Origin of the sequence: Streptomyces sp. NPDC102467, from assembly GCF_044765445.1 — a bacterium.
Taxonomy (GTDB): Bacteria; Actinomycetota; Actinomycetes; order Streptomycetales; family Streptomycetaceae; genus Streptomyces.
The window spans coordinates 17,046-37,647 of the sequence record NZ_JBIWKA010000012.1 but is presented as its reverse complement, the minus strand read 5'-3'; the positions used below and the strand labels follow the sequence as shown (position 1 = coordinate 37,647).

Sequence of the window (20,602 nt, the reverse complement as noted above, 5' to 3'; positions counted from 1 at the left end):
CCGCCTCCACGGAGGCGGAAGCTGAGAAGTGCCGCCGGACGATCCGGCGGCACTTCATGGCGAAAGGCCCAGGTGGGCGCGGTGCAGAAGGACACGATGACGGTCGCGGGCGTGCGGGTGCCCGACACGAAACTGGCGCGCGAGGCGGACCAGCTGGTGCGTGACACGACGAGCGAGCTGATCTACCACCACTCGCGGCGCGTCTACTTCTTCGGGGCGTTGCAGGGCCGCAACCGCGATCTGTCCTACGACCCCGAACTGCTCTACGTGGGAGCTCTCTTCCACGATCTGGGGCTGTCCGAGCGGTTTCACGACAGCGGCCGGCGCTTCGAGGTGGACAGCGCCGACGAGGCCCGCCGCTTCCTCACCGCCCGGGGCGTCCCCGAGGACAGCGTCCGCCGGGTGTGGACGGCGATCGCGCTGCACACGACGCCGGGTGTCCCCGCGTTCATGGAGCCCGAGGTGGCCCTGGTGACGGCGGGCGTCGAGTACGACGTGCTCGGCATCGGCTTCGACGACGTGGCGCGGGCCGACCGGGCGGACATCGTGTCCCTGCATCCGAGGCCCGACTTCAAGCGGCGCATCCTGCGGGCCTTCACGGACGGTGTGGCGCCGAAGCCGGAGACGACGTTCGGGAACGTGAAGGCCGACGTCCTCGCCCACTACGTGCCGGGCTTCGAGCGGGGCGACTTCGTGCGGACGATCCTCGACTCGAAGTGGGAGCAGTGAGCGCACCCGCCTCCGCACCCGCCTCTCAGGTCGTCGCGATCGTCGCCTTCGACCAGGTGCAACTCCTCGACGTGACCGGCCCGGCCGAGGTCCTCACCACCGCCAATCTGCACGGCGGGGCCTATGACATACGCATCGTCTCGCCGGACGGCGCCGACGTGCGGACGTCGTCGGGGGTGCGGGTCGGCGTCGACGGTGATGGCGACGCGGTGCCGCCGCGCGTGGGCACCGTCCTGGTGCCGGGGCGCTCCGACTGGCGGCGGGCCGTGCACGACGCGGAGCTGATCGCTTTCACCTCCCGCCTTGCCGGCCGGGCCCGGCGGGTGGCGTCCGTCTGCGCGGGGGCGTTCCTGCTGGCGGAGGCGGGTGTCCTCGACGGTCGCCGCGCGGCGACGCACTGGCGGCTCGCGCCGGAGCTCGCGGCTGCCTACCCGGCGGTCACGGTCGAGGACGACCCGGTGTTCGTCCGGGACGGCTCCGTGATCACCTCGGCGGGGGTGACGGCGGGCATCGATCTGGCGCTCGCGCTGGTCGAGGAGGACCACGGCGCCGACGTGGCCCGGGACGTCGCGCGTGAGCTGGTGGTGTTCATGGCCAGGCCGGGCGGTCAGTCGCAGTTCAGCGCGCGGCTCGGCCCGGTGTCGGCCCGGCATCCCGCGGTGCGCGCGGCGATGGACGCGGTCGCCTGCGATCCGGGCGCCGCGTCGGACCTGGACGCCGTGGCGCGCGCGGCCGGGGTGAGCGCCCGGCATCTGACGCGGCTGTTCCGCGCGGAGACGGGGATGACGCCGGGGCAGTACGTCGAGTCGGTGCGTCTGGAGGCGGCGCGGGCCCTGCTCGAAGGGGGCGCCGAGCCGGTGGAATCGGTCGCCGGGTCGGCCGGGTTCGGTTCGTCGGAGTCCATGCGCCGGGCGTTCCAGCACTCCCTCGGGGTCGCGCCGTCGGAGTACCGGGCTCGGTTCCGTACGACGGGGGCGGGGCGCTCTGAGCGGCCTCGCGGGGCGAGAGCCGGTCGGAGCGCCCTGCCCGCGGGCCTGCCCCGCGCGCCGGCTCTCAGCCGCCCATGAAGAGCATCGTGCCGTCGGGGCCCAGCGCCTCGACGCGCGCGCCGTGTTCGACGGTGCGGCTGACCGTGCAGTACTTCTCGTGGGTGAGGCGGATGCCGCGTTCGAGCAGTTCGGCGGTCCGGGTGTCGCCTTCGGGCAGGGCGAGTTCGTAGGAGACGCGGACGGCGCCGACCCGGCCGTCGTCCTCGGGCCGGGAGACCGACTCGACGACGATGCGCAGCGCGTCGTGTTCGGCGGTGCGTGCGGTGCGGTCGACGACGAGGCCGCCGCACCCACCGAGCGCGGCGAGGAGGAGTTCGACGGGGGTGAACGAAGGCTGGGCGTCCGCGGCGTCGGCGGGGGCGATCCGGACCTCGGCCCCGCGGTCGTTGCGGGCGGTCCAGTCGCGTTCGCCGTTGCGGACGGTTTCGATGCGGTAGTCGGCCATGGCCGAACCGTAACCAGGTCCCGCGCCCGCGCCGCGCAGGCGGCCCCGGAGTTCGGAGCGAGTGTCAGGGTCCTTGTTGCACATCGCCCCGGGTCGTGGAGGCGACGGTGTCGCGGTGCGCGAAGTCGCCGGGCGGGATGCCCGGATGGTGCCCGGCGGACGGCGCGGTGGTGGTCGCGGCCGGGCCGAGGGTGAGGCGGGAGACGATCCGGTAGCGGTCCCCCCGGTACAGCGAGTGGACGTATTCGACGGGCCGCCCGGCCGTGTCCGAGGTGAGCCGCTCGAAGAGCAGCGCCGGGGAGAGCTCGGGGACGCCGAGGAGGTCGGCCTCGGCCCGGGTGACGACGGTCGGCTCGATGGCCTGGACGGCTTCGCGGACGTGTACGTCGTGGTGCGTCCGCAAATGTGCGTACAGGTCGCCGCTCTCCAGCTCCTGGGCGCTCAGCCCCGGGACCAGATCGGCGCGGATGTGCAGGTGCTCGATGGCCATCGGCGCCCCGTCGACGAGGCGCAGCCGGGCCACGTAGACGATCATCGCGGCGGGTGAGAGGCGCAGCTTGCGGCCGACCCGGGCACCCGCCTGGATGGTGGTGAACTCCAGGATCCGGCTCGTCCAGGCGCCGGCGGCCTGCGGCACCGTCAACGCCTGTTCCTGCGCGACGAGTTCCTGGGTGATCTTCTGCGGGGCGACGAACATCCCGCGGCCGTGTTCGCGGACGAGAAGACCGGTGGCGACGAGTTCGTCGACGGCCGCGCGCAGCGTGGGCCGGGAGACGCCGAGGCGGGCGCAGAGCGTGCGGTCTGCCGCACGGTGCTCGACGAGGTCCTCGACGTGTTCCCGTCGCCGCATGTGCACATCGGCGGCGACGAGTGCCCCACCACGGAGTGGGCGGCGAGCCCGGCGGCGCGGGCGCGGGCCGCCGCCGAGGGGCTGGCCGACACGGCCGCGCTGCGCGGCTGGTTCCTGGCCCGCATCGGGGAGCACCTGGTCGGGCGCGGGCGCATCCCCACGGCGTGGGCGGAGACCGGCGAGGGGCTGCCGCCGCACTTCACGGTCATGACGTGGCGCGACCCGGAGCACACCCGCATCGCGCTCGAGCGCGGGCACCCGGTGATCAGCGGTCAGCACCGCGCGAGCTACCTCGACTACGCGCAGTCGTACGCCCCGGACGAGCCGCAGGCGCAGCCGGGCCCGGTGGTCGACCTGCGTGCGGTCCACGGCCACGAACCGCCGGACGGCGCCGGCCCGGCCGGCCGGCTCCTCGGGATGCAGGCGCAGTTGTGGACCGAGTTCGCCCCGACCGCCGGGCACGTCGACCGGCTGGCCTTCCCCCGGCTGTGCGCGTTCGCCGACCGCGCCTGGCACGGCTCCCCGTCCTGGCCCGGCTTCCGTGAGCGGCTCGCCGCGCATCTGCCCCGGCTCGCCGCACTCGGTGTGCGGCACGGGCCGCTCGACCCGCACGTCCCCGTCCCCCACCGTTCCGGAAAGGAACCGTCATGAGGAAGAGCGTCGCGAAAAGAACGACCGTCACCAGATCGGCCACGTGTGCCGTCGCCGTCGTGCTCGGCTGCGCGGGCCTCTTCGCGCTCCCGGCGAGTGCTTCCGCGGCCGCGGGTGATCTGACGGTGCAGTACCACACGGGCAGCACCGGCAGTGATCAGGCCGAGCCGTGGCTGAAGGTCCGCAACTCCGGCGGTGCGAGCGTTCCGCTCAGCGGAGTCAAGGTCCGCTACTACTTCAAGTCGGATTCCGCGAGCACGAGTTACCGCTTCGCCTGCTCGTGGGCCGTGAAGGGGTGCTCCAACGTCACCGGCACGTTCGGCACCCTCGCTCGTCCGACCGCGACCGCCGACCGGTATCTGGAGGTCGGCTTCACGTCCGGCGCCGGATCCCTCGCGGCGGGCGCGGACACGGGCGATCTGCAGTTGCGCTTCTACCGCTCCGACTGGCAGTCGTTGAACCAGGCCGACGACTACTCGTTCGGCGCGGCGCAGTCGGGTTACGCGAACTGGTCGAAGGTCACCGCTCAGCTCAATGGCGCCGTCGTGTGGGGCACGGCTCCCGCTGGCAACGATCCGACCGACCCCACGGACCCGACCGACCCGACGGACCCGACCGGTCCGGGCGCCGGTACCTCGCTCTTCGACGACTTCAACTACACCTCGTCCAGCGACCCGAAGATCGCGGCGAACGGCTGGAGCGTGCGCTCCAACTCGGGCGGCCCCGGTGTGCCGGGCGCGACCTGGGCGCCGGAGAAAGTGACGTTCCCGTCCTCGGGCGGCAACTCCGTGATGAACCTGGAGACATCGACGGCGGGGACCGGTGAGAGCACGAAACAGACCGAAGTCCTCACCAAGGCCCTCAAGTTCAGGAACGGGACGTACGCGGCACGCGTCAAGTTCAGCGACGCGCCCAAGAGCGGCCCCGACGGGGACCACCTGGTACAGACGTTCTTCACCATCAACGACCTCAAGGCGCCGATGGCGGACGACTACTCCGAGTACGACTTCGAGTATCTGCCGAACGGGGGCTGGGGCGAGCCGTCGAACATCCTGTACACCACGTCCTGGGAGACCTACAACCCGGACCCGTGGCAGGCGGTGAACCAGCACACGGAGGGCCGACAGAGCTACGCGGGCTGGCACGACCTGGTGCTCACCATCGACAACAGCACCATCCGGTACTACATCGACGGGCAGCTGTTCGGTACGCACGACGCCGCGTATCTGCCGGAGCGGGGGATGTCGATCAACTTCAACCAGTGGCTGATCGACCTGGCCGGTCAGACGAGCACCAGCCCGCGCGCGTACGACCAGCAGGTCGACTACGTGCTGCACGTCAAGGATCAGGTGCTCACGCCGGCGCAGGTGGCGGCGAAGGTAGCCGCCTACCGTTCGGCAGGCACCACGTTCGAGGACACTGTTCCCGCGTCCTGACTCCGGTGTTCAACGAAGGGCCCTGACGGGGGTCGGGGAGTCCGCACGCCCCACACGCGCGGACTCCCCCGGTGGTGCTTCCCCTCCCAGGCCGGCCACCGCGGGAGTCGGCGGCCGCCTGGCGCAGAGTCTGCCGTGGGCGGGACGGGAACTCATCCCGCACCCCCCTCTTTCGGTAACATTGTGTGTTGAATCAGTGGCGAGAAGTGACGGAAGCGGAAGGCCAACTCCCTTGCAGGAGGCCGATATCGAGGGTGCGGAACCCGCCGTCTGGCGTGATCCCGCGCTCTCAACTACGGCCGGAAGTCTTTCCCTGGCAAGCGCTCTCCGCACCGGGCGCAAAAGCGCGCGTCGGCGCCCTCGGCGGCCCGGCCGCACTCCGCGCAGACGCGGGGCAGCAGACACGGCGCCTCGCCGCCCTCGGCGGTCACCGCGGTGGCGGCCCGGCCGATCGTCATGCCGGGCCTCCTGCGGTGTGCCGTGATGTAGACGAGGCCGTCGTCTCCCGCACTGACGGCGCGCCGCTCGCCGCGCGGCACGAACACCAGGGTGCCGGGCGCCAACTCCTCCTCCGTGCCTGCCCGGTGGAGGGTGCCGCGCCCCTCGGCGACGACGAGCAGCACGTCGAGGTCGTTCTCGACGTACGCCTCACCCCGGGCGCCGGGCCGTACGCGGACCACGTTGGCGTCGAGTTGCCGGGCCGCGCCCTCCAGGCGCCACAACGCCCCGGTCGCGGCCGGGTCGGCCGCCTTCAGGAGCTGTGCGAGCAGGACGTGGGCAGCGGGCATGGCAATCGTTCCTTCGTCGTGGGTCAGGCGAACGGCAGCCTACGCACTTCGGCGATGCGCAGCAGCCTGGCCAGGACGAGGAAGCCGGCCGCCATGGCGAGGGTGCCGGCGGCGAGCGCGACCGCGGTCCCGGCGACCGAGGTACCTGCCGGGCCTGCGCAGGCCCGGGCCGCGAGCCATCCGAGGCCGGCGGCGATCCCGGCGGCGGCGACCAGTTTCCCGTAGCTGCCCAGAAGGCGGCGTCCGTCCAGACGCCCGTCGAGCCGGCGCCGCAGCCGCCGCGCGGTCAGCAACAGTCCGATCCCGTACGAGAGGGCGTAGGCGGCGGCCATGCCGGTGACGGCCCAGCGGGCGGGGAGCAGCCAGTGACAGGCGCAGGCCAGCGCGATGTTGAGCGCGCCGATCCAGACGGCGGTGACGAACGGGGTACGGGTGTCCTCGAACGCGTAGAAGCCGCGCAGCATCAGGTACTGCGCGGAGAACGGGATCAGGCCGAGTCCGAACGCCTGCAGCATGTGGCCGAGCGGTCCCGGGTCGGCGGCGCCGTGTCCGAACAGCAGCGTGGCGATCTGTGGGCCGAGCGCGAGGAAGAGGAAGGCGGCGGGCACGATCACGGCGCCGGTCGCGCGCAGCGCGCGGGACAGGTCGGCGCGCACGTCGTCGACGCGGCCCTCGACTGCGGCCGCACTGATGCGGGGCAGGAGGGCGGTGACGAGGGAGACGGTGACGATGGACTGGGGCAGCAGCCAGATGGTCTGGGCGTAGGAGTAGGCGGTGTAGCCGACGCCGGAGTGCGGCAGGGCCGCGTCGGCGGAGTTCGCGAAGTGGGTGACGACGGCGAGCCCGGCCTGGTTCGCGAGGACGAACAGGAGGGTCCACCGGGCGGCCCGGATGCTCCCGCCGAGGCCGGTGCCCTTCCAGTCGAAGCGGGGGCGCGGCCGGAACCCGGCGGCCCGCGCGAAGGGGATCAGCGCGAGGGCCTGCACCGCGATGCCACAGGTGGTGCCGATACCGAGGAGGCGGACCTGGGTCATGGTGACGTCGGCGACGTTGTCGGGCACCGCCATGAGGGTGAGGTAGGCGGCGAACATGGCGATGAGGACAACATTGTTGAGGACCGGCGTCCACATCATGGCGCCGAACTTGCCGCGTGCGTTCAGGACTTGTCCGACCATGGCGAACAGTCCGTAGAAGAAGATCTGCGGCAGCAGGAACCGGGCGAACACGACGGTGAGCTCGAACGCGGCGTGCCGGTCGGGCGTGTCGTTCAGATAGATGCCGACGATCTGCGGAGCCGCCCACACGGCGAGGGCGGTGCCGATACCGAGGACGCACACGACGAGGGTGACGAGGCGCTGCTCGTAGGCGCGGCCCCCGTCGGCGTGCTCGGCACGGGCGCGCACCAGCTGGGGCACCAGGACCGAGTTGAGGGCGCCGCCGATGAGCAGGGTGTACAGGCTGGTGGGGACGGTGTTCGCGGTGTTGTACGTGCTCGCGTAGAGGCCGGTGCCGAGTGCGGCGGCCTGGAGGACCTGGCGGATCAGGCCGGTGGCGCGGGAGACGAGCGTGCCGATGGCCATGAGGAACGAGGACCGGGCGAGTGACGTGCTCCGCGGCTCGGAGTGGTGCTCGGATATGCGGGCGGTCCCGGTCAACGTGCCGTCTCCTTCGTTGCGTTCAGGAAATCGATGACCGGGGGCGTCGCGTCGTCCGCGAACTCCTCGAAGTAGGCGTGTCGGCCGCCCGGGATCAGCAGGAGGCGTGCGTCGGGGATGCGCTCGGCGAGGAGCGGCGCGTTGGCGGTGGGGTTGAAGTCGTCGTCGGTGCCGTGCACGACGAGGGTCGGCGCGGTGATGCGGGGCAGCGCGTCCCAGGCGTCGTGCCGGGCGCTGGCCCGCAGGTGGCGGCGGCGGGCGTGCGCGGGCATCGCGGGGTCGCCGAGGGTGGCGAACGGCCCCTGGTGCGTCGCGGCGTAGGCGGGCGTGTACATCAGGTCGAGCAGGGCGGCGCGGGAGACGGCCGGGTCCGGGTCGGCGAGCGCCTTGCGGACGGCGGGGCCGCGCTCGACGCCGTGCGGCGCGCCCGGTGACGTACAGCCGAGAACCAGGCGGTCGACGCGCGCGGCGTGGTCGGCGGCGAGCCACTGGGCGACGCGGCCGCCCATCGAGGTGCCGTACACGTGGGCGCGGTCGATGCCCGCGTGGTCGAGCACGGCGACGACGTCGCGGGCGAAGTTCTCGGTGCTGTACGTGTCCGTGTCGGGCCGGTCGCTGTCGCCGGTGCCGCGCCAGTCGATGACGACCGTCGTGAAGGCCGTGGCGAAGCGGTCGAGCACCGGGTCCCACCAGCGGTGGCTGTTCGACTGACCGGCCAGGAGGAGCAACGGGGCCCCGCTGCCGCGGACTTGGTAATGGAGCGCGACGCCGTCGGCCGCCTGTGCGTGGGACATGGTCCACGATTCTCCCCCATCGCAACTCCCTCTGTTCAAACGGTGGACTCCGCGACAGCACTCTGCAATTCTCCAACAACTGAACGCAATAAATTGATGTTGATCCCTCAGGTCGCTCGCTCACCACTCACTTCACTGCACAACGGGTGCTCTTCACTGCACGCCGGATGCAGGGACAGGGGCAGCATGATCGGACAGTCATCGCTCAGATCCAGATGGCGGGGCAGAAGACGGGGCCTCGCGGTCGCCTTCCTCGCGCTCGCCCTGGCGTTCCTCGGCCTCCCGGCACTCTCGGCAGGTGCCGCGGGCGGCCCGAACCTCGCGGCGGGCGCCGCGGCGAAGGCGAGCAGCGCGAACGCGGAGTACGGCGCGGCGAACGTGACCGACGGCAACGCCTCGACGTACTGGGAGAGTTCGGGCTCCGGCCTGCCGCAGTGGGTGCAGGCCGACCTGGGCTCTACGGCCCGCGTCGACGAGGTGGTGCTGCGCCTCCCGGGTTCCTGGGAGAGCCGGAACCAGACCCTTTCCGTGCAGGGCAGCGCGGACGGCACCTCGTTCGACACCCTGAAGTCGTCGGCGTCGTACACCTTCGCTCCTGGGTCGGGGAACACGGTGACGGTGTCGTTCGCGGCGACACAGACCCGCTTCGTACGGGTCGTGGTGAGCGCCAACTCCGTTTGGCAGGCGGCACAGTTGTCGGAGCTGGAGGTGCACGGCACGGCGGATTCCTCGGTGAACCTGGCCCGCGGCAAGACGTTCACGGCGAGCTCCACCACGCAGACGTACACGGCGGCGAACGCCGGTGACGGTGACATCGCCAGCTACTGGGAGTCCAAGAACGACGCGCTGCCGCAGTGGGTCCAGGTGGACCTGGGCGCGTCGGTGCGGGTGAACCGGGTGGTGCTGCGGCTGCCGTCCGGCTGGGAGACCAGGACCCAGACGCTCACGGTGCGCGGCAGCACGAACGGTGCGGACTTCCAGGATCTGGTCGCCTCGAAGGCCTACGAGTTCAGCGCGTCGGCCGGGCAGTCGCAGACGCTGTCGTTCGACACGGTCACGACGCGGTACGTGCGGGTCCTCGTCACCGCGAACACGCGCCAACCGGCCGGTCAACTCTCCGAGTTGGAGGTCTTCGGGCCGACGACCGGCGACACCGAGGCGCCCGGCGCGCCCAGCGGGCTCGCCTACACCGAGCCCGCGACCGGCTCGATCAAGCTGACCTGGAAGGCGGCCTCGGACAATGTGAAGGTCACCGGCTACGACATCTACGCGAACGGGACGCTGCGCGCGTCGGTCGGCGGCGACACGCTCACCTACACCGACACCCAGCCGGCATCTGCGTCGCTCACGTACTTCGTGCGCGCCAAGGACGCCGCCGGGAACCAGTCCGCGAACTCCGGCTCGGTGACGCGCACGGGCGACTCGGGCGACACGCAGGCGCCGACCGCACCCGGGAACCTGGCCTTCACCGAGGCGACCAAGGGCCAGGTCAAGCTGACCTGGCAGGCGTCGACCGACAATGTGAAGGTCACGGCCTACGACCTCTACGCGAACGGGGCCGTACTCAAGTCCCTTGCTGGTGACGTCACTTCGTACACCGACACGCAGCCCGCGTCCGCGACGGTGACCTACACGGTGCGCGCCAAGGACGCGGCGGGCAATCAGTCGGCGAACAGCAATGCCGTGACGCGCAACGGCTCCACGACCGTCACCGCCAACCTGGCCGCGGGCAAGCCGATCACGGCGTCGTCCTCCACGTTCACGTACGTCGCGGAGAACGCGGTCGACGATCAGACCAGCACGTACTGGGAAGGCGGCGGGGGCAGCTACCCGAACACGCTGACCGTGAAGCTGGGCGCGAACGCGGATGTCTCCTCGCTCGTCCTGAAGCTGAACCCGGACGCCGCGTGGTCCACCCGCACCCAGAAGATCGAGGTGCAGGGCCGCGAGCAGAAGGCGTCGGGCTTCTCGACGCTGGTCGCGGCGAAGGACTACACGTTCAACCCGTCCAGCGGGAACAGCGTGACGGTGCCGGTGACCGCGCGGGTCGCGGACGTCCGTCTCGTCTTCACCGCCAACTCGGGTGCCCCGGCCGGTCAGTTGGCCGAGTTCCAGGTGCTGGGCGAGCCCGCACCCAACCCCGACCTCCAGGTCACGGGCATCACATCGCAGCCCGCCTCTCCGGTGGAGTCCGACAAGATCACCCTGTCGGCGACCGTGCGCAACGCGGGCAGTGAGGCGAGCACCGCGACCGACCTGGACTTCAAGCTCGGCTCGGACAAGGTCGGTTCCGCGTCCGTGGGCGCGCTCGCGGCCGGGGCGACAGCGACCGTCAGCGCGGACATCGGAACGCGCGACGCGGGAACGTACCAGGTCGGCGCGGTCGTCGACCCGGGCGACAAGGTCGTCGAGCGCGACGAGAACAACAACGCCTACACCAGCCCCACGGGTCTCGTCGTCAAGCCGGTGACCAGCGCCGACCTCGTGGCCTCGCCCGTGTCCTGGTCGCCGAGCGCGCCGGGCGAGGGCGACACGGTCACCTTCTCGGCGGCCCTCAAGAACCAGGGAAATCAGGCGAGTTCGTCGGGCGGTCACGGCATCACGCTCACCGTCACCGACTCCGGCGGCACGGTCGTCAAGACGCTCACCGGGTCCTACGACGGATCGATCGCGGCCGGTGCCACGACCGCTCCGGTCAAGCTCGGCACCTGGACAGCGGGCAAGGGCAAGTTCACGGTGAAGACCGTGATCGCCGCCGACGCGAACGAGCTGCCGGTCAAACGCGACAACAACACGTCGTCGCAGCCGCTCTTCGTCGGGCGCGGCGCGAGCATGCCGTACGACACCTACGAGGCGGAGGACGGCTCGGTCGGCGGCGGCGCGAAGGTGCTCGGACCCAACCGCACGGTCGGCGATCTCGCGGGCGAGGCCTCGGGCCGCAAGGCCGTGACCCTCGACAGCACCGGCTCGTACGTCGAGTTCACCACCAAGGCGCCGACGAACACGCTCGTCACCCGCTTCTCGATACCGGACGCGGCGGGCGGCGGCGGCAGGAACTCGACGCTCAACGTCTACGTCGACGGCAAGTACCTCAAGGCCATCGACCTGACGTCGAAGTACGCGTGGCTGTACGGAGCGGAGACCGGGCCCGGCAACGCGCCGAGCGCGGGCGCGCCCCGGCACATCTACGACGAGGCGAACCTGTTGCTCGGCCAGACCGTGCCGCAGGGCAGCAGGATCCGGCTGCAGAAGGACGCCGCGAACGACACCACGTACGCGATCGACTTCGTGAGCCTGGAGCAGGCGACCGCGCTGCCCAACCCGGATCCGGCGACGTACGCCGTGCCGACCGGTTTCTCGCAGCAGGCCGTGCAGGACGCGCTCGACAAGGTGCGGATGGACACGACGGGCAAGCTCGTCGGGGTGTATCTGCCGGCCGGTGACTACGAGACGTCCAACAAGTTCCAGGTGTACGGGAAGGCGGTGAAGGTGGTCGGCGCCGGGCCGTGGTTCACCCGGTTCCACACGCCGTCGTCGCAGGAGAACACGGACGCCGGGTTCCGCGCGGAGGCGACAGCCAACGGGTCGACTTTCGGGCACTTCTCGTTCTTCGGGAACTACACGTCGCGCATCGACGGCCCCGGCAAGGTCTTCGACTTCTCCAACGTCGCGGACATCACCATCGACGACGTGTGGAACGAGCACACGGTGTGCCTGTACTGGGGCGCCAACACCGACCGTGTCACCATCAAGAACTCCCGGATCCGTGACACGTTCGCCGACGGCGTCAACATGACGAACGGCTCGACGGACAGCCACGTCGTGAACAACGAGTCCCGGGCGACAGGCGACGACAGCTTCGCCCTGTTCTCGGCGATCGACTCGGGCGGTGCGGACGAGAAGAACAACGTGTTCGAGAACCTGACGTCACTGCTCACGTGGCGGGCGGCGGGCATCGCCGTGTACGGCGGGTACGACAACACGTTCCGCAACATCCTCGTCGCGGACACGCTCGTCTACTCCGGAGTCACCATCAGCTCCCTGGACTTCGGGTATCCCATGAACGGGTTCGGCACCGGCCCGACCGCCCTGGAGAACACCTCGGTCATCCGCTCCGGAGGCCATTTCTGGAACGGGCAGACGTTCCCGGGAATCTGGATGTTCTCCGCGTCGAAGGTGTTCCAGGGCATCCGGGTCAACGACGTCGACATCGTGGACCCGACGTACAGCGGGATCATGTTCCAGACCAACTACGTAGGAGGGCAGCCGCAGTTCCCGATCAAGGACACGATCCTGACGGACGTCACCATCTCGGGCGCGCACAAGAGCGGCGACGCGTACGACGCCAAGTCCGGCTTCGGACTGTGGGCGAACGAGATGCCGGAGTCGGGCCAGGGCCCGGCGGTCGGTGAAGTCACCTTCCACAACCTGAAGTTGAGCGACAACGCGGTGGACATCCGGAACACGACGTCCACGTTCAAGATCAACGTGCAGCCGTAGTACGCAGCACCGCACCAGGGGTGGCCGGGCGACATGCCCGGCCACCCTTCGCGCTGCGTCGACGCGCGCCGACTTAAAGGAACTGAGGTTCCCTTACGTGCCGATCCCCTGCTACAGTCACGTCACACGCTAAAGGAACCACGGACCCGTTTACGTAGGAGATCGCCATGGAGTACCGCCAGTTGGGGACATCCGGCCTGAAGGTCCCCGCGCTCAGCTTCGGAGCCGGGACGTTCGGAGGGCGGGGGCCCCTGTTCTCCGCCTGGGGCAACACCGGGATCGACGAGGCCCGGCGCATGGTCGACCTGAGCCTCGATGCCGGGGTCACCATGTTCGACACCGCCGACGTCTACTCGGACGGAGCCTCCGAGGAAGTACTGGGCGCGGCGCTCAAGGGCCGCCGCGACCAGGCACTGATCTCGACCAAGGCGGCGCTGCCGACCGGCGAGGGACCGTACGACGCCGGGGTCTCGCGCTCACGCCTGATCAGGGCGACCGAGGCGGCACTGCGCCGCCTCGACACGGACTACATCGACCTGTTCCAGCTGCACGCCTACGACGCGGGCACGCCGATGGAAGAGGTGCTGTCGACGCTCGACGACCTCGTCAAGGCGGGCAAGATCCGCTACACCGGCGTCTCCAACTACTCGGGCTGGCAGCTGATGAAGGGGCTCGCCGAGTCGGAGAAGCGCGGGCGGCCGCGGTTCGCCGCGCATCAGGTGTACTACTCGCTGGCCGGCCGCGACTATGAGTGGGAGCTGATGCCGCTCGGCGTCGACCAGGGCGTGGGCGCCGTGGTGTGGAGCCCGCTCGGCTGGGGCCGGCTGACGGGGAAGATCCGGCGCGGGCAGCCGTTGCCGGCGAACAGTCGGCTGCACGAGACCGCGCAGTTCGGGCCGCCCATCGAGGACGAGCACCTGTACCGGGTCGTCGACGCGCTGGACGAGATCGCCGAGGAGACCGGGAAGGCGATCCCGCAGATCGCCATCAACTGGCTGCTGCGCCGGCCCACCGTCTCCTCGGTGCTCATCGGGGCCCGCAACGAGGAGCAGTTGAAGCAGAACCTGGGCGCCGTCGGCTGGGAGCTGACCCCCGATCAGGTCGCGAGGCTGGACGCGGCGAGCGAGGTCAAGGCGCCCTACCCGTACTACCCGTACCGGATCCAGGACGGCTTCCGGCAGCTGAATCCGCCCACCGTCTGAGCGAGCACAGAAAGCAGCGCGAACCGGGTGTCAACCCGACGTTGACACCCAGTCGCTGTCAACCTACGGTTGCCTCATGACGCATCCCGTAGGCGCGAACGTCCGTCTCGACGATCTGATCGAGGCCATCAAGAAGGTCCACCCCGACGCGCTCGACCAGCTCCAGGACGCCATGCTCGCGGCGGACCACCTCGGCGATGTCGCCGACCACCTGATCGGTCACTTCGTCGACCAGGCCCGCCGCTCGGGCGCCTCCTGGACGGAGATCGGCAAGAGCATGGGGGTCACCCGGCAGGCCGCGCAGAAGCGGTTCGTGCCGAAGGGCTCAGAGAGCGACCTCGACCCGAGCCAGGGCTTCAACCGGTACACCCCGCGTGCCAGGAACGTGGTGGTCTCCGCGCAGAACGAGGCGCGGGCCGCGAAGAGCAGCACGATCGGCACCGCGCACCTCGTCCTCGGCCTGCTGCTCGAGCCGGACAGCCTCGGCGCCGAGGCGATCGTCGCGCAGGACGTGCCGCTCGACACGGTGCGGCAGGCGGCGACGGCGCAGTTCCCCGCGGCCTCCGAGGAGATGCCGGCCCTGGTGCCGTTCGACGCCGAGGCCAAGAAGGCCCTGGAACTCACCTTCCGCGAGGCCCTGCGCCTCGGGCACAACTACATCGGCACCGAGCACGTCCTGCTCGCGCTCCTTGAGCAGGAGAACGGCTCGGGGGTGCTCACCGGACTGGGCATCGACAAGGACAAGGCCGAGGCGCATGTCCTCGCGGCCCTCGCGGCGATCCTCAAGGCGCGCGAGGAGGCGGGCGAAGAAGCCGACGGGGAGGCCTGAACCCCCGCGACGGCGGGTTCGGGCAGCGCCGCTTCGGGCCGGTCCGCGGTGGCTGCCCGAAGCGGCGCCGCCGCTCGTTCCACAGCCGCTGATGGGAGACTGTCTGCATGACTGACCGCTCAGGAACCCCCGCCCGGCCGGACGACCTCGTCGACCTCGACGAGCTGGTCGATGCCTATTACACGAGGGAGCCCGACGTCGCGCGCCCCGAGCAGCGCGTCGTCTTCGGCACGAGTGGCCATCGTGGCTCCAGCCTCGACGGCGCCTTCAACGAGAAGCACATCGCCGCGATCACCCAGGCCATCGTCGAGCACCGCACGGCCGAAGGGATCACGGGTCCCCTGTTCATCGGCCCGGACACGCACGCCCTGTCGAAGCCCGCGCTCAAGACGGCGCTCGGGGTGCTGGCGGCGCACGGCGTACGCGTCATGGCCGACTCCCTCGACGGTTACGTGCCGACGCCCGCGCTCAGCCACGCGATCCTGCGCTGGAACCGCGAGGAGCCGGCCGACCGTGCCGACGGCATCGTCATCACACCGAGCCACAACCCGCCGCGCGACGGCGGCTTCAAGTACAACCCGCCGCACGGCGGCCCCGCCGACTCGGCCACCACGTCGTGGATCGCGCAGCGCGCCAACGAGCTGCTCGAGGACTCGAGTTGGTCGGCGCGCACGGCCGAGTCGCCGGCCCCGGAACCGTACGACTTCCGTGAACGCTACGTCGAGGACCTGAGGAACATCGTCGACGTGGACGCCATCCGGGAGTCGGGCGTACGGATCGGCGCCGATCCGCTGGGCGGCGCGAGCGTCGACTACTGGGCGCGGATCGCCGAGATGTACGAGCTGAACCTCACCGTGGTCAACCCGGCGGTCGACCCGACCTGGCGCTTCATGACGCTGGACTGGGACGGCAAGATCCGGATGGACCCGTCGTCGGCGCCCGCGATGGCGTCGGTGCTCGCGCGCCGCCACGACTACGATCTGCTCACGGGCAACGACGCGGACGCGGACCGGCACGGCATCGTCACGCCGGACGCGGGGCTGATGAACCCGAACCACTATCTGGCCGTCGCCATCCACTATCTGTTCTCGCACCGGCCGCGCTGGTCGGCGTCGGCGGCGGTCGGCAAGACGCTCGTGTCGAGCGCCGTCATCGACCGGGTCGCCGCCTCGCTCGGCCGCGATCTGGTGGAAGTACCCGTCGGATTCAAGTGGTTCGTGCCGGGCCTGGTCGACGGCTCGGTGGCGTTCGGCGGTGAGGAGAGCGCCGGGGCGAGCTTCGTGCGCAAGGACGGCAGCGTCTGGACGACCGACAAGGACGGCATCCTGCTCGCCCTGCTGGCCGCCGAGATCCTGGCGGTGACCGGGAAGACCCCGTCCGTGTACTACGCCGAACTCGCCGCGGAGTACGGGGCGTCGGGCGCCGCGTACGCGCGGATCGACGCGAAGGCGACGAAGGAGCAGAAGGCGCGGCTCGCGCGGCTGACGGGGGACGCGATCACCGCGGACACCCTCGCCGGGGAGCCGATCACCGCCCGGCTGAGCGAGGCTCCCGGCAACGGTGCGGCGATCGGCGGCGTCAAGGTGACCACGGAGAACGCGTGGTTCGCGGCGCGGCCGAGCGGCACGGAGGACGTGTACAAGATCTACGCCGAGTCGTTCCGCGGGGCCGAGCATCTCGCGCAGGTGCAGAGCGAGGCACAGGCGATCGTGGACGCGGCGCTCAGCTGACGGTCTCCGCAAGACCCGGGATGTCCGCGACCGAGTTCACCACGTAGGTGTGCGGGTGGGGTTCGAGCTGCTCGCGGGTCAACTGGCCCGTGAGCACGCCCACGACGACACCCGCTCCCGCGTTCGTCCCTGCCTCCAGGTCCACAATGGTGTCCCCGGCGACGAGCACCGTGCGCACGTCGTCGACGCCGCACTTCTCCATCGCCCGGTGGATCATGTACGGCGCGGGCCGGCCGCGGCGTACGTCGTCGGAGGTGACGACGGCGTCGAGATTGCCGCCCTCGCCGGTGGACCAGCCGAGCGAGGCGAGCAGCGGAAGCGCCACGTCGTCGCTGAAGCCGGTGGTCAGGGCGATCTTGACGCCGCGGGCGCGCAACTCCTCAAGTGCCTTGTCGGCGTGGACGATCGGCTGCGGTGGCACGTCCTCGTAGCGCTTCTTGAGGAACGTACGGAAGGCGGTGTACTGCCGCTCGACCAGGTCGGCGTCGGGGGCACCGCCGCCGATGCGGACGAGGGCCGCGATGGCCTCGCGCTTGTCGGTGCCCATCCAGGTCTGGAGGTCGGCGGTGGTGACGGTGACTCCGGTCGATTCGACGGCGTGGCGCAGTGCTTCGTACACGGCGCCGTGCTCCTCGATCGTCGTGCCTGCCATGTCGAAGACGGCGAGTTCAATCACTGAGGTTCCTTGACGGTGGGGAGGGGCGGAGCGCTGTCGGAGTGGTCGCGACCGGCGACGGTGCGGCCCCCGACGGTGTTCTCGATGGTGAAGGTGGCCATGGACGGCAGATAGCGGTCGTCCGCGAACTCCACGGGTGAACCGTCACCGGTGAACGCCAACCGCCTTACACGCAACAGGGGTTGGCCCTCTGCCGTGTTCAGGAGGTCGGCATCGGCGCGGTCCGCGGCGATGGCGTCGATGGTGTGGCGCGCGTGGTGCAGGTCGACACCGCGGGAGGTGAGTGCCTCGTAGACGGAGCCCGCGTCGGGGTCGACCGCGAACAGGTGGAGGCCCACGTCGAGGACGAACGAGGAGCGCTCGATCATGGCGGGCACCCCGTCCAGTTGCCGCAGCCGCACCAGGTCGACGACCGGGGCGCCCTCGTCGAGGCCGAGGCGTGCCGCGGTGTCGGGCGTCGCGCGGCGGCGGGCGACCTCGACCGTGAACTGTCCCGGGGTGCGCCCGATGGAGTGCGCCCACTGCGTGAACGACATGAGGGAGGCGAAGGGCTGGGACGGCGTGACGCGGCGGGCGACCGGCGGTCTGCCGCGGCCGCCGACGAGGTGCCCCTCCGCGCGCAGCTGCGCGAGGGCCTGGCGGACCGGACCGCGCGAGGTGCCGAACTCCTCGCAGAGCCGGCCCTCGCTCGGCACGGGGTGCCCCTCGGGCCACTCCCCCGCCTCGATCCGCCGCCGGAACTCCGCTCCGAGCCGCTGGTGGAGCGGCCCGTCCTCAGTTGTCTTCACAAGTCGAGTCTCGCAGCCCCGGGTCGTACAGGACAAGGCCCACCTGGCTGCCCATCCGGTAAACATCCGGAAAACTTGTATAGACAGCTCTTGCGAGAGTCGATCTCCACTCCGCAGGGTGGTGGCATGAGCATCGCCACCGCACCACCTCTCCCCGTCACCCTGCCGCGTGACCACAGCGACCTCGTCGTGGTCGGCGCCGGCATCGTCGGTCTCGCGCACGCCGTCGAGGCGGTGCGGCGGGGCCTGCGCGTCACGGTGGTCGAGCGGGATCTGCGGCCGGTGGGCGCGTCCGTGCGGAACTTCGGGCACTGCTGCGTCACCGCGCAACGCGGTGAGCTGCTCGACCTCGCGACCCGCTCGCGCACGGGCTGGCTGGACGCCGCGGCGCGGGCCGGACTGTGGGCGCCGGAGGCGGGCGCGCTCGTAGTGGCGCGGTCGGCGACGGAACTCGCGGTCCTGGAGGAGCTGCGGGACGAGCGCGGCGCCGACGCGGTGCGGCTGCGCACGCGGGACGAGGTGGGTGACGCGCTCGGCAGGACCGCGGACGAGCGCGGCGATCTGGCCGGGGGCGCGCTGCTGCCGGCCGATCTGCGGGTGAACCCGCGGGAGGCGGCGCCCCGGCTCGCCGAGTGGCTCGCGGAGCAGCCCGGCGCGAGCGTCGTGTGGGGCACGAACGTGACCGGCGTCGAGTCCGGCACCGTGCACACCAGTCGCGGCCCGGTCCACGGCGACCAGATCCTGCTCTGCGTCGGGCACGACCTGGACCGCCTGTACCCGCGGGAGGCGGAGGCGCACGGCATCGAGCGCTGCCGTCTGTCGATGGCCCGCGTCGAGGCGCCCACCGCCTTCAGGACCGACGCCGCGGTCCTGACCGCCACGTCCATGCTGCGCTACGACGCCTTCACCGCGACCCCGTCGGCGCCCGCACTGCGGGCCGAAGTCAGCGGCCACAGCGCGGAGTTGCTCGACGTCGTGGCCAACGTGATGTTCACCAGGATGCCCGACGGATCGGTCCTGGTCGGCGACTCGCACTCGTACGACGCGACGGAGATCCCGTTCCAGGACGAGGCGGTGTCCGCGCTGCTGCTGCGCGAGGTCGCACGGGTCCTCGGGGTACGGGAGGTGCGGGTGACCGAGCGCTGGCAGGGCGTGTACGCGAGCAGCGCGCGCGGGCCGCTGCTCGTCCGGGACGTGGCGCCGGGGGTGCGGGCGCTGTCGGTGACGTCGGGGGTCGGGATGACGCTGTCGTTCGGTCTGGCCGCCGCGACGTTCGACGGGTCACTGCGCGCGACGGCATGAGTCAGGTCCCTCTCGGCCCGGAACACACTCCGAGCCCGGGCACACGTACCGCGGCGGGACGGTCCGTCCGGCGCGGGCGCGGGTCAGCCGAGGCGCCGCTCGGCGAGGTCGAGCCAGTGCCGCACCTCGTCAGGGGTGAAGTGCCGCACCGCCCAGTCCGTCATGCGCAGACTCATGTGGGCCCAGGCCGGCCCGAGCACGTCGGCGGGCAGGGCGTCGAGCAGCGCGTCGAGCCGTTCGACGACGCCGGGGCCGCTTTGCCGCCCGGGGGCGTGCAGGCCGAAGCGCAGGGTGACCAGGTCGAGTCGACGGTCGCCGCGGGCCGCGCCGTCCCAGTCGACGACTCCGGTGATCCGGCCGTCGACGTGCAGCAGGTTGCCGGGGTGGAAGTCGAGGTGCAGGGCGTCGTCGCCCCGTAGGACGTCGGGATGCCGGGCGCCGACGTCACGGACGCGGCGCTCCAGCTCCGCCGTGCGGCGGCTGTGGCGGCGGAGCGGTTCGTGGAGGCAGAAGCCGGGGCCGTCCCGTGTCAGATACAGCCGCGCGGACGGAACCCCGGGGTGGGCCTTGAGGGCGCCCGCTTGCAGGTCGTTCAGCGCGAGGACCTGGTCGAGGCCGTCCTCGTCCATGAGATGTATCGGCGCTCCCGGCAGCAACTCCTGTACGTGGACGACGGCATGGCCGACCTGGGCGGTCAACTCCGTCGCCGGGCAGGGGTAGCCGGCCCCCCGTAGCGCCTCGCACACCGCGAGCGGGCCGCTCTCCAGGTCGGAGCGGGCCGTCCGCGGGCGCCACTTGAGGACGGATCGGCGCCCGTGGGCCCACCGCACGTAGGCCGCGCCGACCTGGCCGCCGGAGCACGGGCCCTCGACGGTCAGCCGCACCCCCGTCCGTTCGTACAGCGCGTCGGTGAGGTGGTCGGCGTCGAGACGTTCCGCGCGTTCCCAGGAATTCATCCGGCGATGATGCCAGCAACATTGATCAAACCTTTGCCGATGGCCGGATCGCACTGGTCGCCCGAGGCAACTTACGCCAACACCCCCTGCCCTACGGGGGATTTGCAAAGGGAATCATTCCGGTCGGCCGGTGGCCACGCGGCCGAAACCTTTCGGATGGCGTCGCTTCCCGCGTTACGGCCACGTTGACCGGCCCGCCGCCATGACACACGCTCGACATAT

At 71.0% G+C, this 20,602-nt stretch carries 16 protein-coding genes and 1 pseudogene; 9 read left to right on the top strand and 8 right to left on the bottom strand.

Annotated elements, in window-relative coordinates:
- Nucleotides 1-96 precede the first annotated feature (96 nt).
- Together ACIREE_RS24995 and ACIREE_RS24990 are read left to right on the top strand one after the other, a co-directional pair.
- Nucleotides 97-729 carry an HD domain-containing protein gene (locus tag ACIREE_RS24995; RefSeq protein WP_404156921.1) on the top strand — a complete coding sequence of 211 codons (633 nt, stop codon included), beginning with the start codon at nt 97-99 and terminating at the stop codon, nt 727-729.
- On the top strand, nt 726-1,796 hold the full coding sequence (locus ACIREE_RS24990) for a GlxA family transcriptional regulator (protein WP_404156179.1): 1,071 nt from the start codon (nt 726-728) through the stop codon (nt 1,794-1,796). The genes ACIREE_RS24995 and ACIREE_RS24990 overlap by 4 nt, the downstream gene beginning before the upstream one ends.
- On the opposite strand, the gene ACIREE_RS24985 is transcribed toward ACIREE_RS24990, so the two are convergent.
- Both ACIREE_RS24985 and ACIREE_RS24980 read right to left on the bottom strand, forming a co-directional pair.
- On the bottom strand, nt 1,783-2,223 hold the full coding sequence (locus tag ACIREE_RS24985; RefSeq protein ID WP_404156176.1) for an OsmC family protein: 441 nt from the start codon (nt 2,221-2,223) through the stop codon (nt 1,783-1,785). The genes ACIREE_RS24990 and ACIREE_RS24985 overlap by 14 nt on opposite strands.
- Nucleotides 2,224-2,287: 64 nt before the next feature.
- A complete protein-coding gene (locus tag ACIREE_RS24980) occupies nt 2,288-3,073 on the bottom strand; it encodes a GntR family transcriptional regulator (RefSeq protein WP_404156173.1) in 786 nt (261 codons plus the stop codon).
- Between ACIREE_RS24980 and ACIREE_RS24975 the strand changes: the two are divergent.
- A pseudogene (locus ACIREE_RS24975) lies at nt 3,026-3,724 on the top strand (family 20 glycosylhydrolase); the annotation flags it as partial. The gene ACIREE_RS24980 and the pseudogene ACIREE_RS24975 overlap by 48 nt on opposite strands.
- A complete protein-coding gene (locus tag ACIREE_RS24970; protein ID WP_404156170.1) occupies nt 3,721-5,160 on the top strand; it encodes a cellulose binding domain-containing protein in 1,440 nt (479 codons plus the stop codon). The pseudogene ACIREE_RS24975 and the gene ACIREE_RS24970, both read left to right, overlap by 4 nt.
- Nucleotides 5,161-5,453: 293 nt before the next feature.
- Here ACIREE_RS24970 and ACIREE_RS24965 read toward each other — a convergent pair whose 3' ends face one another.
- The 3 genes from ACIREE_RS24965 to ACIREE_RS24955 form a co-directional block, all read right to left on the bottom strand.
- The gene (locus tag ACIREE_RS24965) at nt 5,454-5,948 is read right to left on the bottom strand and encodes a cupin domain-containing protein (protein ID WP_404156167.1); all 495 of its coding nucleotides are present in this window, start codon (nt 5,946-5,948) and stop codon (nt 5,454-5,456) included.
- Nucleotides 5,949-5,971: 23 nt separating this feature from the next.
- Nucleotides 5,972-7,528: a murein biosynthesis integral membrane protein MurJ gene (murJ, locus tag ACIREE_RS24960; protein ID WP_404156918.1), complete on the bottom strand. Its 1,557-nt coding sequence runs from the start codon at nt 7,526-7,528 to the stop codon at nt 5,972-5,974.
- Nucleotides 7,529-7,599: 71 nt separating this feature from the next.
- Nucleotides 7,600-8,397 (bottom strand): alpha/beta fold hydrolase, encoded by a 798-nt coding sequence (locus tag ACIREE_RS24955; protein ID WP_404156164.1) that lies wholly within the window; start codon nt 8,395-8,397, stop codon nt 7,600-7,602.
- 186 nt (nt 8,398-8,583) lie between these two features.
- Here ACIREE_RS24955 and ACIREE_RS24950 point away from each other — a divergent pair, with 186 nt between their 5' ends.
- From ACIREE_RS24950 to pgm, 4 genes are all read left to right on the top strand, one after another.
- On the top strand, nt 8,584-12,897 hold the full coding sequence (locus ACIREE_RS24950) for a discoidin domain-containing protein (protein ID WP_404156161.1): 4,314 nt from the start codon (nt 8,584-8,586) through the stop codon (nt 12,895-12,897).
- A gap of 167 nt (nt 12,898-13,064) precedes the next feature.
- Nucleotides 13,065-14,099, top strand: a complete 1,035-nt coding sequence (locus tag ACIREE_RS24945; RefSeq protein ID WP_404156158.1) for an aldo/keto reductase — start codon at nt 13,065-13,067, stop codon at nt 14,097-14,099.
- A gap of 76 nt (nt 14,100-14,175) precedes the next feature.
- On the top strand, nt 14,176-14,928 hold the full coding sequence (locus ACIREE_RS24940) for a Clp protease N-terminal domain-containing protein (RefSeq protein ID WP_404156155.1): 753 nt from the start codon (nt 14,176-14,178) through the stop codon (nt 14,926-14,928).
- A 107-nt stretch (nt 14,929-15,035) separates the two neighbouring features.
- Nucleotides 15,036-16,658, top strand: coding sequence for a phosphoglucomutase (alpha-D-glucose-1,6-bisphosphate-dependent) (gene pgm, locus ACIREE_RS24935; protein ID WP_404156152.1), 1,623 nt, complete (start codon nt 15,036-15,038; stop codon nt 16,656-16,658).
- Here pgm and ACIREE_RS24930 read toward each other — a convergent pair.
- Both ACIREE_RS24930 and ACIREE_RS24925 read right to left on the bottom strand, forming a co-directional pair.
- Nucleotides 16,651-17,334, bottom strand: a complete 684-nt coding sequence (locus ACIREE_RS24930) for a phosphonatase-like hydrolase (protein WP_404156149.1) — start codon at nt 17,332-17,334, stop codon at nt 16,651-16,653. The two genes, pgm and ACIREE_RS24930, sit on opposite strands and share 8 nt — an antisense overlap.
- Nucleotides 17,331-18,122: a GntR family transcriptional regulator gene (locus ACIREE_RS24925; protein ID WP_404156147.1), complete on the bottom strand. Its 792-nt coding sequence runs from the start codon at nt 18,120-18,122 to the stop codon at nt 17,331-17,333. The genes ACIREE_RS24930 and ACIREE_RS24925 overlap by 4 nt, the downstream gene beginning before the upstream one ends.
- 126 nt (nt 18,123-18,248) lie before the next feature.
- Here ACIREE_RS24925 and ACIREE_RS24920 point away from each other — a divergent pair, with 126 nt between their 5' ends.
- Nucleotides 18,249-19,424 carry a TIGR03364 family FAD-dependent oxidoreductase gene (locus ACIREE_RS24920; protein ID WP_404156144.1) on the top strand — a complete coding sequence of 392 codons (1,176 nt, stop codon included), beginning with the start codon at nt 18,249-18,251 and terminating at the stop codon, nt 19,422-19,424.
- 83 nt (nt 19,425-19,507) lie between these two features.
- Here the strand turns inward: ACIREE_RS24920 and ACIREE_RS24915 are convergent, their stop codons facing one another.
- Nucleotides 19,508-20,380 carry a phosphotransferase gene (locus ACIREE_RS24915; protein WP_404156141.1) on the bottom strand — a complete coding sequence of 291 codons (873 nt, stop codon included), beginning with the start codon at nt 20,378-20,380 and terminating at the stop codon, nt 19,508-19,510.
- Between the last annotated feature and the right edge of the window lie 222 nt (nt 20,381-20,602).

Excerpts from the sequence above, each read along its gene's own strand:
- ACIREE_RS24920 (WP_404156144.1), top strand. The coding sequence starts at position 18,249 with ATGAGCATCGCCACCGCACCACCTCTCCCCGTCACCCTGCCGCGTGAC.
- ACIREE_RS24945 (WP_404156158.1), top strand. The coding sequence starts at position 13,065 with ATGGAGTACCGCCAGTTGGGGACATCCGGCCTGAAGGTCCCCGCGCTC.
- murJ (WP_404156918.1), bottom strand. The coding sequence starts at position 7,528 with ATGGCCATCGGCACGCTCGTCTCCCGCGCCACCGGCCTGATCCGCCAG.
- ACIREE_RS24995 (WP_404156921.1), top strand. The coding sequence starts at position 97 with ATGACGGTCGCGGGCGTGCGGGTGCCCGACACGAAACTGGCGCGCGAG.
- ACIREE_RS24950 (WP_404156161.1), top strand. The coding sequence starts at position 8,584 with ATGATCGGACAGTCATCGCTCAGATCCAGATGGCGGGGCAGAAGACGG.
- ACIREE_RS24980 (WP_404156173.1), bottom strand. The coding sequence starts at position 3,073 with ATGCGGCGACGGGAACACGTCGAGGACCTCGTCGAGCACCGTGCGGCA.
- ACIREE_RS24965 (WP_404156167.1), bottom strand. The coding sequence starts at position 5,948 with ATGCCCGCTGCCCACGTCCTGCTCGCACAGCTCCTGAAGGCGGCCGAC.
- ACIREE_RS24970 (WP_404156170.1), top strand. The coding sequence starts at position 3,721 with ATGAGGAAGAGCGTCGCGAAAAGAACGACCGTCACCAGATCGGCCACG.
- pgm (WP_404156152.1), top strand. The coding sequence starts at position 15,036 with ATGACTGACCGCTCAGGAACCCCCGCCCGGCCGGACGACCTCGTCGAC.
- ACIREE_RS24940 (WP_404156155.1), top strand. The coding sequence starts at position 14,176 with ATGACGCATCCCGTAGGCGCGAACGTCCGTCTCGACGATCTGATCGAG.
- ACIREE_RS24985 (WP_404156176.1), bottom strand. The coding sequence starts at position 2,223 with ATGGCCGACTACCGCATCGAAACCGTCCGCAACGGCGAACGCGACTGG.
- ACIREE_RS24955 (WP_404156164.1), bottom strand. The coding sequence starts at position 8,397 with ATGTCCCACGCACAGGCGGCCGACGGCGTCGCGCTCCATTACCAAGTC.
- ACIREE_RS24915 (WP_404156141.1), bottom strand. The coding sequence starts at position 20,380 with ATGAATTCCTGGGAACGCGCGGAACGTCTCGACGCCGACCACCTCACC.